This is a genomic window from Streptomyces capitiformicae, assembly GCF_002214185.1.
In the GTDB taxonomy this organism is placed as follows: domain Bacteria; phylum Actinomycetota; class Actinomycetes; order Streptomycetales; family Streptomycetaceae; genus Streptomyces; species Streptomyces capitiformicae.
Window position 1 is genome coordinate 7,993,146 of the sequence record NZ_CP022161.1, and the last position, 14,474, is coordinate 8,007,619.

A 14,474-nucleotide genomic window follows, 5' to 3' on the forward strand; every position below is an offset into this window, starting at 1 on the left:
GCCGCGATGGGGGTCGCCCCGGTCGAGCGAAGCCGAGACTGGGGGAGCGACCAGCCACGAAGAACCCGCAGCCGGCCAGTCACACAAGCCAGGCAGACGCGAACCCGCCCAAGAACACTTACGCGCCGACCAGCCGCCCAGCGAGGTACGACTCGATCTGGTCCAAAGAAACCCGCTCCTGCTTCATCGAGTCCCGCTCACGAACCGTCACCGCGTTGTCGTCCAGCGTGTCGAAGTCCACGGTCACGCAGTACGGCGTACCGATCTCGTCCTGGCGGCGGTAACGGCGCCCGATGGCGCCCGCGTCGTCGAACTCGATGTTCCAGTGCTGGCGCAGCGCCTGGGCGAGCCCCTTCGCCTTCGGGGACAGCTCGGCGTTGCGGGACAGCGGCAGCACGGCCACCTTCACCGGGGCGAGGCGGTGGTCGAGGCGCAGCACCGTCCGCTTCTCCAGCTTGCCCTTGGCGTTGGGGGCCTCGTCCTCGGTGTACGCGTCGAGGAGGAACGCCAGCATGGTGCGGCCGACACCGGCGGCGGGCTCGATGACGTACGGGGTGTAACGGTCGCCGGCCTCCTGGTCGAAGTAGAAGAGGTCCTGGCCGGAGGCCTTGGAGTGCGCGGTGAGGTCGTAGTCGGTGCGGTTGGCGACGCCCTCAAGCTCGCCCCACTCGCTGCCGCCGAACTGGAAGCGGTACTCGATGTCGGCGGTGCGCTTGGAGTAGTGGGAGAGCTTCTCCTGCGGGTGCTCGTACCAGCGCATGTTCTCGGCGCGCAGACCCAGGCCGGTGTACCAGTTCCACCGCTCCTGCATCCAGTACTCCTGCCACTTCTCGTCCTCGCCCGGCTTGACGAAGAACTCCATCTCCATCTGCTCGAACTCGCGGGTGCGGAAGATGAAGTTGCCGGGCGTGATCTCGTTGCGGAAGGACTTGCCCATCTGGGCGATGCCGAACGGGGGCTTCTTGCGCGAGGCGGTCTGCACCTGGGCGAAGTTGGTGAAGATGCCCTGGGCGGTCTCGGGGCGCAGGTAGGCGACGGAGCCGGTGTCCTGGGTGGGGCCGAGGTGGGTGGAGAGCAGACCGGAGAACTGCTTGGGCTCGGTGAACTGGCCCTTGTTGCCGCAGTTGGGGCAGTTGATGTCGGCGAGGCCGTTCGCCGGGGCGTGCCCCTTCTTCTCCTCGTACGCCTCCTCCAGGTGGTCCGCGCGGTAGCGCTTGTGGCAGGAGGTGCACTCGGTGAGCGGGTCGGAGAAGGTGGCGACGTGGCCGGAAGCGACCCAGACCTCGGAGGCCAGGATGACGGACGAGTCGATACCGACGACGTCCTCGCGCGACGTCACCATGTAGCGCCACCACTGGCGCTTGATGTTCTCCTTGAGCTCGACACCCAGCGGTCCGTAGTCCCAGGCGGCACGCTGACCGCCGTAGATCTCGCTGCACGGGAATACGAAGCCACGGCGCTTGCTCAGGCTGACGATGGTGTCGATCTTGTCGGCGGCCACGGTGCTCTCTTCATTACGACGACGGGCGACGAAGCGATGCGCTCCTGGAGGAAGCGGATGCACTTCAGAGCGAATGCTTCAGGTTACCGGCGGGGGCTCCCCTCCAATCAAATCGGTTCCGGTCCCAGATCGGACAAAGGCCTTACCCAGGGCTTACCACCAGCCTTGTTGACAATCGTTTCCAGACAAGATGAAAATGACTGTCATGAACGTAGTAAGTCGACGACTTCTGATACCCGCGGCGGCGACCGCGGCCGCCGCCCTCAGCCTCACCACTCTCTCCGCCTGCTCCAGCGCCGGCGCCGGCGCCGGCAACACGGACAAGTTCGACGTCGTCGCGTCGTTCTACCCGATGGCCTTCCTCGCCGAGCAGATCGGCGGGGACCACGTGAACGTCACCAGCCTCACCGAGCCCGGCCAGGAGCCGCACGACCTGGAGATCAGCGCCAAGCAGACCGCGCAGCTCCAGGAGTCGGACGCGGTGCTCTATGTCAAGGAACTGCAGCCGGCCGTCGACGAGGCCGTCGCGCAGTCGGAGGTCAAGACCAAGATCGACGCGGCCGCGCTGACCAAGCTGGAGGACCACGGCGACCTCGAGGACAGCCACGAGCACGAGGGCGAGGAGGGCCACTCCGAGGAGCCCGCCGAGGAGCACTCCGAGGAGCACTCCGAGGAGCCCGCCGAGGAGGAAGAGCACACCCTCGACCCGCACATCTGGCTCGACCCGGTGAAGTACGCCGAAGTCGCCGAGGGCGTCGCCAAGGCCTTCGAGAAGGCCGACCCGGACAACGCGGCCGACTACAAGAAGAACGCCGAGGCCCTGGTCAAGAAGCTCGACGACCTCAACACCCAGTTCACGGACGGCCTGAAGAACACCAGGACGAAGGTCTTCTTCACCAACCACGCCGCCTTCGGCTACCTCGCCGAGCGCTACGGCCTGACCATGGAGGCCATCTCCGGCCTCGACCCGGAGAGCGAGCCCAGCCCGGCCCGGATCAAGGAACTCCAGGAAGAGGCCAAGGCCGACGGCGTCACCACGGTCTTCTACGAGACACTGGTGTCCGACAAGACCGCGAAGACCCTCGCCGACGACGCGGGCCTCAAGACAGACGTCCTCGACCCGATCGAGGGCATCACCGAGAAGTCCCGGGGCGACGACTACTTCGCGGTCCAGGAAGCCAATCTCAAGGCGCTGCAGACGGCCCTGGGAGCCAAGTGATCCATCCAGTCCTCCGGAGGAAGCAGGCATGACCGAGCCCGTCATATCGATGCGCGGCGTCCGCGCCGAACTGGGCTCGCGCACGGTCCTGCGCGGCATCGACCTCACCGTTCACCGCGGTGAGGTCGTCGCGCTGCTCGGCGCCAACGGTTCCGGCAAGTCGACCGCCGTACGCACGGTGATCGGCCAGGTGCCGGTGACCGACGGCGAGATCGAACTGTTCGGCACCCCGCGCCGCCGTTTCCGCGACTGGCGGCGGCTGGGCTACGTACCGCAGCGCACGACGGCGGCGGGCGGCGTACCCGCGACGGTGACGGAGGTCGTGGCGTCCGGCCGGCTCTCCCGCGCCCGCCTCGGCATCCTCCGCAGAACCGACCACGCGGCGATCCGGCGGGCCCTCGACCTGGTCGGCATGGCGGACCGCGCCAAGGACTCGGTGAACGCCCTCTCCGGCGGCCAGCACCAGCGCGTCCTCATCGCCCGCGCCCTCGCCTCCGAGCCCGAACTGCTGATCATGGACGAGCCGATGGCGGGCGTCGACCTGGCCAGCCAGGAGGTACTGGCGCAGACGCTGCGCGAGCAGGTCGCGGCCGGTACGACGGTCCTGCTCGTGCTGCACGAACTGGGTCCCCTGGAGCCGCTGATCGACCGCGCGGTCGTCCTCCGCGACGGCTGCGTCGTGCACGACGGCCCGCCCCCGAAGGCCGTCGGTCAGCATGCCCTGCCCGGCCACGACCACGTCCACCCGCACGCGGCGCCGGGCGCCGAGCCCCTCCGCACGGGCCTGTTGAGCTGAGAAGGCGTTAAGGAACTCATCATGGAAATCCTCGACTACGCCTTCATGCAGCGGGCCCTGCTCGCCGCCGTCCTCGTCGGCATCACCGCCCCCGCGATCGGCATCTACCTCGTCCAGCGCCGCCAGGCCCTCATGGGCGACGGCATCGGCCATGTCGCGATGACCGGCGTCGGCCTCGGCTTCATGCTCTCCTGGTCGCCGGTGTGGATGGCCACGCTCGTGTCCGTGGCCGGCGCGGTCCTGATGGAGCTGATCCGCTGGTACGGCAGGACACGCGGCGACATCGCGCTGGCCATGCTCTTCTACGGCGGTATGGCGGGCGGTGTGATGCTCATCAACCTCGCGCCCGGCGGCACCAACGCCAACCTGATGTCCTTCCTCTTCGGCTCGCTGTCGACCGTGTCACAGGAGGACATCACCGCGATCTGCGTCCTCGCCGCGTTCGTGATCGTGATGACGCTGGCGCTGCGGCGGCAGCTGTTCGCGGTCAGTCAGGACGAGGAGTTCGCGCGGGTCACCGGGCTGCCGGTCCGTGCGCTCAACCTGCTGACGGCGGTCACGGCGGCCGTGACCGTGACGGTCGCCATGCGCGTCGTCGGACTGCTGCTGGTCTCCGCGCTGATGGTCGTGCCGGTCGCGGCCGCGCAGCAGCTCAGCCGCAGTTTCGCGGCGACCTTCGCGATCGCCGTGGCCATCGGGGTGTCCGTGACGGTCGGCGGCACGGTCACCTCGTACCACCAGGACGTGCCGCCCGGCGCGACGATCGTGCTGCTCGCCATCGCCGCCTTCATGGTGCTGACCGCGCTGGCGACGCCGCTGGCCAGGAGGCGTGCGCGGGCCCTGGAGCTCGCCGCGGGCGACCCTGCCGAGTGCGCGATTCCGGGGGCCGGCGCGAAGGCGGCGGACGAGAGGATTCCGGCCAGCCGGGGTTCCTCGGACGGGCTCGGCGTCTGAAGGGGGTCTGCCGAGGCTGGCACAATGGCCCCGCAAGACCGCGATGTGAGGAGGCAACGGTGACGACCGCTGGACCTGTACGAGGTCGTTCCACCCGGCAGCGGGCAGCCGTGGCCGCGGCACTCGACGAGGTCGACGAGTTCCGCAGTGCGCAGGAGCTCCACGACATGCTGAAGCACCGCGGTGACTCTGTGGGGCTCACCACCGTGTACCGGACGTTGCAGTCCCTGGCGGACGCGGGTGAGGTCGATGTGCTGCGGACCTCGGACGGGGAGTCCGTGTATCGGCGGTGCTCCACCGGGGAGCATCACCATCATCTGGTGTGCCGGGTGTGTGGGAAGGCCGTTGAGGTGGAGGGGCCGGCGGTCGAGAAGTGGGCCGATGCGATTGCTTCTGAGCACGGGTATGTCAATGTGGCCCACACGGTGGAGATCTTCGGCACGTGTGCGGAGTGCGCGGGGGCGTCTGCCGAGTAGGGTTCGTTTGCGGCTGCCGGTTCGTTGTGGCTTGTCGCGCCCCGCGGCGGAGCCGCACATCGGCACAGCCCCGCGCCCCTAAGAGCTCAGCCTTCGTTTGAGAAGTGCTCGGAGGCCGTCCACATCCCTTGTGCCTCGCTTCGGCAGCGGGATCGGCGTCGGCGGGTATGCGTGCGTGGTGAGGAGTACGAAGGTCCTTCGTGTCTCCTCGTAGCGCGGGATCTCTGACCAGCGGGTCATTCTTTCGGGGCCCCTGGTTGTCGTGGTCGTGACGCCCCACGGGTCCAGAACCGCACGGTGCAGCCCTCGCTCGGCCGCCCGTCGATGGAGACGGTGGGCCTGGAGCCAGGGCAGGACGACCAGGCCGACGACCGCCGTACCCGCCATCACCAGAACCTGAGTGGCAGGAACCGTACTGCCGAACGTCAGCGATGCGACGGCCACGAAGGCGCTCGCGCCGCCGGAGAAGAGGAGCAGGCCCCGTCCCCAGCGGCCGAGGGACGAGGCGCGTGCGGAGGCGGTGAGTGCCTCGTGGAACTCACCGACCGTCGGCCGATACACCAGCTCGACGTGCTCCCCATCCGCCTCGGCCAAAGGTCAACCCTCCTCCGTCCGGCCCTCCATCGCCAGCAGTTCCTCGTTCGGGATGGCGCCGCCGAAGCGGCGGTCGCGGGAGGCGAATTCGACGCAGGCTCGCCAGAGGTCGCGGCGGTCGAAGTCGGGCCAGAGGACGTCCTGGAAGACCATCTCGGCGTAGGCGCTCTGCCAGAGCAGGTAGTTGGAGGTGCGCTGCTCGCCGCTGGGGCGCAGGAAGAGGTCCACGTCGGGCATGTCGGGGTAGTAGAGGTACTTCGCGAGGGTCTTCTCGTTGACCTTCGACGGGTCGAGGCGGCCCGCCTTCACGTCCTCGGCGAGGGCCTGCGCGGCGTCGGCGATCTCGGCGCGGCCGCCGTAGTTCATGCAGAAGTACAGGGTGAGCTTGTCGTTGCCCTTGGTCTGCTCCTGGGCGACCTGGAGCTCCTTGGCGACGGACTTCCACAGCTTGGGCATACGGCCGACCCAGCGGACCCGGATGCCGAGTTCGTCGAGCTGGTCGCGGGTCTTGCGGATGAAGTCGCGGTTGAAGTTCATGAGGAAGCGGACCTCGTCGGGCGAGCGCTTCCAGTTCTCGGTGGAGAAGGCGTAGAGGGAGATGTTGCGGACGCCCATCTCGATCCCGCCCTGGAGTACGTCGAGGACGCGCTCGGCGCCGACCTTGTGGCCTTCCGTGCGCGGCAGTCCGCGCTCCTTCGCCCAGCGGCCGTTCCCGTCCATGACGATCGCCACATGCTCGGGGATCAGCTCACCGGGGAGCTTCGGCGCGCGGGCGCCGGACGGGTGCGGCTCCGGCGTCCTGTACTCGCGGCGCTGGCGCCCCAGGATCCCGCGTACGACCATGTGCTACTCGTCTCCCTTTTTCCGCTTACTTCTTACTTCTCTTACTTCTCTTACTTCTCCACGTACCGAAGCGAGCGCAGGCCACGCTCCAGATGCCAGTGCAGGTACGCGGACACCAGTCCGCTCCCCTCCCTGACGTACCGCGGCTCGCACGCGTCCGCGGTCTCCCAGTCTCCCGTCAGCAGCGCGCCGAGGAGTTCCAGGGCCTGCGCAGAGGGTACGACGCTGCCGGGCACCCGGCAGTCCACGCAGACGGAGCCGCCGGCCGCGACCGAGAAGAACCGATTCGGTCCGGGCAGCCCGCACTTCGCGCAGTCGCTGAAGCTGGGGGCGTAGCCGTTGACGGCGAGCGAGCGGAGCAGGAAGGCGTCGAGAACGAGGTGCGGCGCGTGCTCGCCGCGGGCGAGGGTGCGCAGCCCGCCGACGAGCAACAGGTACTGCTGCACGGCGGGCTCGCCCTCGTGGTCAGTGAACCGCTCGGCGGTCTCCAGCATGGCCGTCCCGGCGGTGTAGCGGGCGTAGTCGCTGACGATCCCGCCGCCGTACGGAGCGATCGTCTCGCTCTGCGTGCACAGGGGCAGCCCGCGCCCGATCAGCTCACTGCCCCGCGCGAAGAACTGCACGTCCACATGCGAGAAGGGTTCGAGCCGGGCGCCGAACTTGGACTTGGTCCGCCGCACTCCCCGGGCCACCGCCCGTACCCGTCCATGGCCTCGGGTGAGCAACGTGATGATCCGGTCCGCTTCTCCCAGCTTCTGGGTGCGCAAGACGATGCCGTCGTCCCGGAAAAGGCTCATCGCGCGCCACCACGGAGATATGGAAGCCCAGTAATGGGTGGAGTTGACTGGTACTAATAGGCCGAGGGCTTGTCCTCAGTTGCTCGCGTCCACTGTGTCAGTTCTGAGACAACGAACAGTTGTCGGCTTTGAGCTGAGCATCTAACTGAAGAGTGTGCTTGTTCGCTCGAAACCAATAGGGTTTCGGTGGTCATAGCGTGAGGGAAACGCCCGGTTACATTCCGAACCCGGAAGCTAAGCCTTACAGCGCCGATGGTACTGCAGGGGGGACCCTGTGGGAGAGTAGGACACCGCCGAACAATCTTTGAAGGACCCCTGGTCACCAGCGTTCAGCTGGGACCAGGGGTCCTTTTGTTTTTACAATGCTTGCGGTACCGAAGACAGGAGTCACCGATGTCCACCAACTCTCCCGACGATCGACCGGAGCGCGACCAGCGGCGACGGGACAGTGGTGACCGTGGTGGCTACCGGGGTGGACCGCGTCGGGACAGCGACCGACGCGACAACGACCGTGGTGGCTACGGGCGTCGTGACGATCGCCGCGGTGATGACCGTCGAGGTGACGACCGCGGTGGCTTCCGTCGCGGCGATGATCGCGGTGGCTTCCGTCGTGATGACAGCCGTGGCGGCGAGCGTGGCGGATTCCGTGGGCGTGACGACCGTCGTGAGGGTGACCGTGGGCCTCGTCCCGCCTTCCGTCGCGACGACCGCCCCGGGGGACCGCGTCGTGACGACCGCCCCGGGGGACCGCGTCGTGACGACCGCGACCGGGACCGTGACCGTGGCTTCCGGCGGGACGGAGACCGTCCTGGTTTCCGTCGCGATGACCGGCGTGACGAGCGGCGTGACGAGCGGCGTGACGACGACCGCGGTGGCTTCGGCCGTCGTGACGACCGTCCCGCGTTCCGCCGTGATGATCGTCGTGAGGACCGGCGTGACAGCGGAGACCGGGGCGGCTTCCGCCGCGACGACCGGGACCGGGACCGTGATCGTGGCTTCCGGCGGGACGCCCGTGACGAGCGCCGTGACGGCGACCGTCCCTCGTACCGTCGTGACGACGATCGCGGTGGTTTCCGTCGCGATGACAGCCGTGGTGAGCAGCGAGGTGGGTTCCGCGGACGTGACGACCGGCGCGATGACCGGCGTGGGGACGACCGCGGTGGACGTCCGCCGTTCCGACGTGACGACCGGCGCGACGATCGGCGGGACGCGGATCGGCCGGCCTTCCGTCGCGATGACCGGCGTGACGACCGCGGTGACCGCCGGGACAGTGACCGTCCCTCGTACCGTCGTGACGACGACCGCGGTGGTTTCCGGCGGGACGACAGCCGTGGTGGCGAGCGTGGCGGATTCCGTGGCCGTGACGATCGCGGCCGTGACGATCGCGGTCGTGGTCCCCGGCGTGACGACCGCGGCGGTCGGCCCGGTGGTTTCCGTGGGCGGGACGACCGGCGGGGCGGTGACGACCGGCGCGGTGGCGGGCGCTTCCGTGATGAGCGGGACCGGGACCGCGAGCCGATCAAGCGGCTGCCGATCCCGGAGGACGTCACTGGCGAGGAGATCGACAAGGACGTACGGCAGGAGCTGCAGAGCCTGCCCAAGACGCTCGCCGACGACGTCGCCAAGAACCTGGTGATGGTCGCCCGGCTCATCGATGAGGACCCCGAGGGCGCGTACGGCTACTCCAGGGTGGCCTTGCGGCTGGCGTCGCGTGTCGCCGCCGTACGCGAGGCGGCCGGCTTCGCCGCGTACGCGAACCAGAAGTACAGCGAGGCGCTCGCCGAGTTCCGGGCCGCGCGGCGGATGACCGGCAACGTGGACCTGTGGCCCGTGATGGCCGACTGCGAGCGCGGTCTCGGGCGGCCCGAGAAGGCGCTCGACATGGCCGGGGCGCCCGAGGTGCACAAGCTGGACAAGGCCGGCCAGGTCGAGATGCGGCTTGTCGCGGCCGGTGCCCGGCGTGACATGGACCAGCTCGACGCGGCCATCGTGACCCTGCAGAGCCCTGAGCTGGCCTCCAACTCCGTACAGCCGTGGACCGCGCGGCTGCGGTACGCGTACGCCGACGCGCTGCTCGCGGCCGGGCGGGCGGACGAGGCGCGGGAGTGGTTCGCCAAGGCCGTCGAAGCCGACAAGGACGGCAGCACCGACGCGTCGGACAGGCTCGCCGAGATGGACGGCGTCGAGTTCGTCGATGTCCTCGACGACAGCGAGGCCGACCAGGCGGGCGACGGCGAGCCGCAGATTCCGTCCGCAGCAGCGGATGACGCGGATGACACGGATGACGAGACCGTCGACGAGGACAAGGTCGACGAGGCCGTCAAGGACGACAAGGACTGACGTTCGGCAGGCGCGGTGAAGGGGCGGGATTCCACGTACGGGATCCCGCCCCTTCGTATGTCGGCTGTCGGCGCGGCTCAGAGTTCCAGCGCGCGCAGTACCAGTCCCGACGCCGGCTTCGGGCCGAAGGACGTCGACTTGCGGGGCATCTTGATGCCCTGGCGGGCCAGGTCGCGTACGACCTCCTCGCGGACCGGGTGCATCAGGACGGCCGTGCCGCCGTCCCGTTCCGCCTTCTCGACGGTGGCCGCCGTGTCGTGGATGTACGCGATGTGTGCCGGTGAGTCCTCGGGGATGTGCCAGACGTGGTGGAGGAGAGTGGCGTGCAGGACGGTCGCGTCGAGGGTGCGCCAGGCGGCCGGGTGGTCGGCGGGGATCGTACGGGCGAGGAGGTCCGGGTCCGGGTGGTCGATCAGATGGAAGGAGCCGTCGCCCGCGAGGAGGAAGGCGTTGCCTGCGGTGGCCGCGTCCGCCAGGGCGTCCAGGGCCTCGGGGAGCGGTACCGCCAGGTGTTGTACGCGGAAGAGGCCGTCCAGGGCGCTCAGGGCGTCGGCCACCGGCAGTTGGTGCAGCAGGCGGTGGATGGCGCGGACGCGCAGGGGGTGGCGGGCGGTGTCCACCAGGAGGACCAGGCCGTAGTCCCAGGGGCTGGGCGTGGGGTGCTCCGCGCGTAGCCGCAGGTACGTCGCCCAGCGGTGGTGGCCGTCGGCTATGAGGGCCTGGTGGCGGGCGAGGTCCGACTGGATCTCGGCGAGATCGGCGGGGTCGGTGACCGCCCACAGACGGTGGCTGAAGCCGTCCTCCGTGGTCGTCGCGAGGAGAGGGGGGCGTTGCGTGGTGCGCTCGACCACGGCTGTCGCGCCGGTCGTGGAACGGTTGCCCCGGTAGGTGAGGAGCAGAGGCTCCAGGTTGGCGGAGGTGGCGCGCATCAGGGCCGCGCGGTCGGCGATGACGTGGGGTATGACGTCCTCGTGGGGGAGGACCACGCCGTCGGCGGGCTCCGAGAGACGCAGGGCGCCTATGAGGCCGCGCTGGAGGATGGTGCCGTCGGCCTGCTCGTAGACGTAGAGGCCGGGCTCGGTGTCGGGGGCCAGGACGCCCTCGGAGAGCCAGTGGCGCAGGGTCTCGGCTGCTTGTTTGTTGCGGGCGTCGGGGGTACTGGCCTGGGGGAGTATCAGGCGGACGATGTTGTGCGGGTCGGCCGATTCGAGGTGGAGCAGACCGTCCGGCCGTACGACCACGTCGTACGGCGGTGACGTCACGGCGGCCAGGCTGCCGACCCGGTCGGGGGCGTAGCGAAGGCCCCGGAACGGGGTCAGTTCGAGGCCGCTGCGCGCCGGGATCTCCTCCGCGGGACCTGCGTAGTTCATTGATGCATCGTATGTGTGTCAGTGGCATGCGCGATGATCGGTGGAAGCGATCCAGACCGATTGTTGACCCAACCGATTGTTGAACCGATTGTTGATCGGCCGAGCGAGGAGCGGTGTGTAATGAGCCAGCCAGTCAGGACGCGGCCCGACGGCAGTGGGCAGGCCCTGAGCGAGGCGTACGACACGGCGCTGCTCGATCTGGACGGGGTGGTGTACGCGGGCGGGAGCGCGATCGCGTACGCCGTGGAGTCACTGGGTACGGCCCGTGCGGGGGGCATGCACCTCGCGTACGTCACGAACAACGCGCTGCGGACGCCCGATACGGTGGCCGCCCATCTCACGGCGCTGGGGATACCGACCGAGGCCGGTGACGTCATCACGTCGGCGCAGGCCGTGGCCCGGCTGATCAGCGAGCAGGTGCCGACCGGGGCGCGGGTGCTGGTCATCGGCGGCGAGGGGCTGCGGGTCGCGCTGCGCGAGCGAGGGCTGGAGCCGGTCGAGTCGGCGGACGACGATCCAGTGGCGGTGGTGCAGGGATACGGCGGTCCTGAGCTGCCCTGGGGGCGGTTCGCGGAGGCCAGCTACGCCATCGCGCGCGGGGTGCCGTGGTTCGCTTCCAACACCGACCTGACGATTCCGAGCGCGCGCGGGATCGCGCCGGGTAACGGGGCGGCGGTGCAGGTCGTGCGGACAGCCACCGGCGCGGAGCCGCAGGTGGCGGGCAAGCCGCTGCCGCCGATGCACCGGGAGACGATCCTACGGACGGGCGCCGAGCGGCCGTTGGTGGTCGGGGACCGGCTGGACACGGACATCGAGGGGGCGTTCAACGGTGAGGTCGACTCGCTGCTCGTGCTGACCGGTGTGACCGACGGCGCGCAGCTGCTGGCCGCGCTTCCGCAGCACCGGCCGACGTACGTCGACGCCGATCTGCGGGGGCTGTTGACAGGGCAGCCGGAGGTCGTCGAGGCGGGCTCGGGCTTCCGCTGCGGTGGCTGGACGGCGACGGTCGGTGATGAGCGGTTGGAACTGGACGGCGAGGGTGGGGCGCTGGACGGGCTGCGGGCGCTGTGTGCGGCGGCGTGGACGGCGGCCGGAGAGGGTTCGTGCGAGCTGGACGGGGGGAAGGCGCTGGCACGGCTGGGGCTCTGAACTCCTGTGATCGGAAGGGGTTCGAGCGGCCCTTGGGGTGGGTGCGCCTCGCCCAAGAGGCCTCGCGCCGTACGCCGGGGCCGTGTTCGTCGTACGCCCACGCCCTCCTCGTGGCACACTCTTGCCGTCTTCGTGGACGCTATCGGGCAAAAGAAGAGGATAGGCTAACCTAACTGGGTGTTGGTCGACAGTCCCCCGGAACCGAGCGCGGAGACCGCCCCCGCGCCCCCAGAGCCGCCGGGCGATGCGTGCCGTCGGTCTCGTCGTGGCCCTCGCGATCCTCGTCCTGGTCGCGCTGGCGAGCATCGGGATCGGCGCGAAAGAGCTGTCGCTGGAGCAGGTCTGGCACGGACTGTTCGACGACACGGGGACGTACGGCGACGTCGTCGTCGGGGAGCGGATCTCGCGCACCCTCCTCGGGCTGCTCGCCGGCGCCGCCGTCGGTCTGGCCGGTGCCGTGCTGCAGGCGCTCACCCGTAATCCGCTGGCCGACCCGGGTCTGCTCGGCATCGCGGGAGCGTCGGCCGCGGTGGTCACCGCCATCACCTACGTCGGTGTCACCTCGCTGACCGGGTATGTGTGGTTCGCGTTCGTCGGCGCGGCGGCGGTCGGGGCGCTGGTGTGGTTCCTCGGCGGCAGCCGGGGGGCGACGCCCGTACGGCTCGCCCCCGCGGGCACGGCGATCAGTGCCGCGCTCTACGGCTACTCCAGGCCGTGATGATCATGGATGACGCGGCGCTCTCCAAGATGCCTTCGGGGCCGACCAGCTGCCCGTCGGTGTCGTCACCGGCGTACTCGGCGGTGTCTGTCTGCTGTGGCTGCTGGTCACCGAGCGGAAGGCCAGGCGGATATGAAGGCCGGGGCGGATATGAACGAGAACAACCTGAGGAGCAGTACTGTGAACCGCCTGTCCGCCGAGAACGTCACCCTCGCCTATGACCAGCGGGTCATCGCCGAGCAGCTGTCGGTGGAGATCCCCGACAACTCCTTCACCGTGATCGTCGGCCCCAACGCCTGCGGCAAGTCCACGCTGCTGCGCGCCCTTTCGCGGATGCTGAAGCCGTCCCGGGGACAGGTGCTGCTCGACGGGCAGGTCATCCAGTCGATGCCCGCGAAGAAGGTCGCGCGGACGCTCGGCCTGCTGCCCCAGTCGTCGATCGCGCCGGACGGGATCACGGTCGGCGACCTCGTCGGACGCGGCCGGTATCCGCACCAGGGGCTGCTGCGGCAGTGGTCGACCGAGGACGAGCGGATCGTGCGGGAGTCGATGGAGTCGACGGGGGTCGCCGAGCTGGCCGACCGTTACGTCGACGAGCTGTCCGGCGGTCAGCGCCAGCGCGTGTGGATCGCCATGGCCCTCGCCCAGCAGACCCCGCTGCTGCTGCTCGACGAGCCGACCACCTACCTCGACATCCAGCACCAGATCGACGTGCTCGACCTGTGCGCCGAGCTGCACGAGGAGCAGGGCCGCACGCTGGTCGCGGTGCTGCACGACCTCAACCACGCCGCCCGCTACGCCACCCACCTCATCGCCCTGCGCGGCGGCTCGGTGATCGCCGAGGGCGCACCCTCCGAGATCGTCACGGCCGAACTGGTCGAGGAGGTCTTCGGGCTGCGCTGCCAGGTCATCGACGACCCGGAGACGGGGACACCGCTGGTGGTGCCGGCGGCACGCAAGGCACGTACCAAGGCCGAAAAGGTGGCTGTTACAGAAGCTTCCTGAGGCGGAACAGGTCCTTCAGGCTCGCCTCCAGCTTCACCCGGCCCGCGCCCCAGGCCTTGGCGAAGTTCAGCTCGCCGCTGACCATCGCGACCAGGTCGTCGCCGGTCATGGTCAGCCTGATCTCGGCCTTCTCCGGCGGCGGGCCCTGGAGGGTGTCCAGCACCTCGATGCCGCCGTCCTTGAGGCGACCGACGAAGGTGACGTCCAGGTCGGTGATACGGCAGCTCAACGACCGGTCCAGGGCGGCGGCAGCGCGCACGTCCCTGTCGGCGTTCCGCATGTTGTCCGAGAGCTTGTCGAGTGCGGCGCGGCACTCCTCAATCGTGGCCATCGCGAACGACGGTACCCCAGGGCTTCGAGGTAGCGTCTGGGCATGAGCGACTCTTTGCCCGAGGCCGAGGCCCGGGTGGAAGCGGCGATTCCGGAGGGTGACACTCCGGATACGGAGACTGGTGTTGCGGAGGGCGTGACCGAACCCGAGTACGACCCCGCCGCCCCGGCCCCGCTGAACGTGCCCCGCGCCGCCACCGGCCACCCCGAGGTGGACGCGGCCCTCGAGCGGCTGGTCGACGCCGACCACCTCGCCACCGACGGCCATGTCGAGGTGTACGAGGATGTACATCGGGGGCTGCGCGACGCGCTCACCGCGCTCGACGCCCGCCCGGGACCTCCGGCGCCCCCGAACACGTACGACCGCAGGAGCTGAACCCAC

At 69.4% G+C, this 14,474-nt stretch carries 14 protein-coding genes, 1 rRNA gene and 1 pseudogene; 10 read left to right on the plus strand and 6 right to left on the minus strand.

The features are described from left to right. Positions 1-118: 118 nt before the first annotated feature. Positions 119-1,501 carry a glycine--tRNA ligase gene (locus CES90_RS35810; protein ID WP_189781333.1) on the minus strand — a complete coding sequence of 461 codons (1,383 nt, stop codon included), beginning with the start codon at positions 1,499-1,501 and terminating at the stop codon, positions 119-121. 205 nt (positions 1,502-1,706) lie between these two features. Between CES90_RS35810 and CES90_RS35815 the strand changes: the two genes are divergently transcribed. Genes CES90_RS35815 through CES90_RS35830 form a run of 4 tightly spaced genes read left to right on the plus strand, consistent with a single transcriptional unit; the run spans position 1,707 to position 4,946 of the window. Next, on the plus strand, positions 1,707-2,720 hold the full coding sequence (locus CES90_RS35815) for a metal ABC transporter solute-binding protein, Zn/Mn family (RefSeq protein ID WP_189781334.1): 1,014 nt from the start codon (positions 1,707-1,709) through the stop codon (positions 2,718-2,720). Positions 2,721-2,748: 28 nt separating this feature from the next. Next, positions 2,749-3,516 carry a metal ABC transporter ATP-binding protein gene (locus tag CES90_RS35820; protein WP_189781335.1) on the plus strand — a complete coding sequence of 256 codons (768 nt, stop codon included), beginning with the start codon at positions 2,749-2,751 and terminating at the stop codon, positions 3,514-3,516. A gap of 21 nt (positions 3,517-3,537) precedes the next feature. Next, positions 3,538-4,470, plus strand: a complete 933-nt coding sequence (locus CES90_RS35825; RefSeq protein ID WP_189781336.1) for a metal ABC transporter permease — start codon at positions 3,538-3,540, stop codon at positions 4,468-4,470. 59 nt (positions 4,471-4,529) lie between these two features. Next, positions 4,530-4,946: a Fur family transcriptional regulator gene (locus CES90_RS35830; RefSeq protein ID WP_149827934.1), complete on the plus strand. Its 417-nt coding sequence runs from the start codon at positions 4,530-4,532 to the stop codon at positions 4,944-4,946. 78 nt (positions 4,947-5,024) lie between these two features. On the opposite strand, the gene CES90_RS35835 is transcribed toward CES90_RS35830, so the two are convergent. From CES90_RS35835 to recO, 3 genes are read right to left on the minus strand one after another with little or no spacing between them, the layout of a single operon-like run. Continuing rightward, complete coding sequence (locus CES90_RS35835; protein ID WP_189781337.1) at positions 5,025-5,540, minus strand: YcxB family protein; 516 nt, start codon at positions 5,538-5,540, stop codon at positions 5,025-5,027. 3 nt (positions 5,541-5,543) lie between these two features. Further along, entirely contained in the window at positions 5,544-6,383 is an 840-nt protein-coding gene (locus CES90_RS35840; protein WP_189781338.1) for an isoprenyl transferase, read from the minus strand. A 50-nt stretch (positions 6,384-6,433) separates the two neighbouring features. Continuing rightward, positions 6,434-7,180 carry a DNA repair protein RecO gene (recO, locus tag CES90_RS35845; protein WP_189781339.1) on the minus strand — a complete coding sequence of 249 codons (747 nt, stop codon included), beginning with the start codon at positions 7,178-7,180 and terminating at the stop codon, positions 6,434-6,436. A gap of 182 nt (positions 7,181-7,362) precedes the next feature. Between recO and rrf the strand changes: the two genes are divergently transcribed. Together rrf and CES90_RS35855 are read left to right on the plus strand one after the other, a co-directional pair. Next, positions 7,363-7,479, plus strand: a 5S ribosomal RNA gene (gene rrf / locus CES90_RS35850). Between the two features lie 1,228 nt (positions 7,480-8,707). Next, a complete protein-coding gene (locus tag CES90_RS35855; RefSeq protein ID WP_194733853.1) occupies positions 8,708-9,520 on the plus strand; it encodes a tetratricopeptide repeat protein in 813 nt (270 codons plus the stop codon). Positions 9,521-9,597: 77 nt separating this feature from the next. Here CES90_RS35855 and CES90_RS35860 read toward each other — a convergent pair whose 3' ends face one another. Then, positions 9,598-10,890, minus strand: a complete 1,293-nt coding sequence (locus CES90_RS35860; RefSeq protein ID WP_189787605.1) for a DUF1015 domain-containing protein — start codon at positions 10,888-10,890, stop codon at positions 9,598-9,600. Positions 10,891-11,010: 120 nt separating this feature from the next. On the opposite strand from CES90_RS35860, the gene CES90_RS35865 reads away from it, so the two are divergent. The 3 genes and pseudogenes from CES90_RS35865 to CES90_RS35875 all read left to right on the plus strand — a co-directional run bounded on the left by CES90_RS35865 (position 11,011) and on the right by CES90_RS35875 (position 13,762). Next, complete coding sequence (locus CES90_RS35865) at positions 11,011-12,039, plus strand: HAD hydrolase-like protein (RefSeq protein WP_189787604.1); 1,029 nt, start codon at positions 11,011-11,013, stop codon at positions 12,037-12,039. Between the two features lie 177 nt (positions 12,040-12,216). Further along, positions 12,217-12,789, plus strand: a pseudogene (locus tag CES90_RS35870) (iron chelate uptake ABC transporter family permease subunit); the annotation flags it as partial. A 100-nt stretch (positions 12,790-12,889) separates the two neighbouring features. Then, complete coding sequence (locus CES90_RS35875; protein ID WP_189787603.1) at positions 12,890-13,762, plus strand: ABC transporter ATP-binding protein; 873 nt, start codon at positions 12,890-12,892, stop codon at positions 13,760-13,762. Here the strand turns inward: CES90_RS35875 and CES90_RS35880 are convergent. Further along, positions 13,746-14,093, minus strand: coding sequence for an SCP2 sterol-binding domain-containing protein (locus CES90_RS35880; protein ID WP_189787602.1), 348 nt, complete (start codon positions 14,091-14,093; stop codon positions 13,746-13,748). The two genes, CES90_RS35875 and CES90_RS35880, sit on opposite strands and share 17 nt — an antisense overlap. A 42-nt stretch (positions 14,094-14,135) precedes the next feature. Here CES90_RS35880 and CES90_RS35885 point away from each other — a divergent pair, with 42 nt between their 5' ends. Next, positions 14,136-14,468, plus strand: coding sequence for a hypothetical protein (locus CES90_RS35885; RefSeq protein ID WP_189787601.1), 333 nt, complete (start codon positions 14,136-14,138; stop codon positions 14,466-14,468). The last annotated feature ends 6 nt before the right edge of the window (positions 14,469-14,474 follow it).

Bases quoted from the DNA above. Each gene is read 5' to 3' on its own strand.
- recO (WP_189781339.1), bottom strand. From the start codon at position 7,180: ATGAGCCTTTTCCGGGACGACGGCATCGTCTTGCGCACCCAGAAGCTG.
- CES90_RS35840 (WP_189781338.1), bottom strand. From the start codon at position 6,383: ATGGTCGTACGCGGGATCCTGGGGCGCCAGCGCCGCGAGTACAGGACG.
- CES90_RS35885 (WP_189787601.1), top strand. From the start codon at position 14,136: ATGAGCGACTCTTTGCCCGAGGCCGAGGCCCGGGTGGAAGCGGCGATT.
- CES90_RS35880 (WP_189787602.1), bottom strand. From the start codon at position 14,093: ATGGCCACGATTGAGGAGTGCCGCGCCGCACTCGACAAGCTCTCGGAC.
- CES90_RS35875 (WP_189787603.1), top strand. From the start codon at position 12,890: ATGAAGGCCGGGGCGGATATGAACGAGAACAACCTGAGGAGCAGTACT.
- CES90_RS35815 (WP_189781334.1), top strand. From the start codon at position 1,707: ATGAACGTAGTAAGTCGACGACTTCTGATACCCGCGGCGGCGACCGCG.
- CES90_RS35820 (WP_189781335.1), top strand. From the start codon at position 2,749: ATGACCGAGCCCGTCATATCGATGCGCGGCGTCCGCGCCGAACTGGGC.
- CES90_RS35825 (WP_189781336.1), top strand. From the start codon at position 3,538: ATGGAAATCCTCGACTACGCCTTCATGCAGCGGGCCCTGCTCGCCGCC.
- CES90_RS35860 (WP_189787605.1), bottom strand. From the start codon at position 10,890: ATGAACTACGCAGGTCCCGCGGAGGAGATCCCGGCGCGCAGCGGCCTC.
- CES90_RS35865 (WP_189787604.1), top strand. From the start codon at position 11,011: ATGAGCCAGCCAGTCAGGACGCGGCCCGACGGCAGTGGGCAGGCCCTG.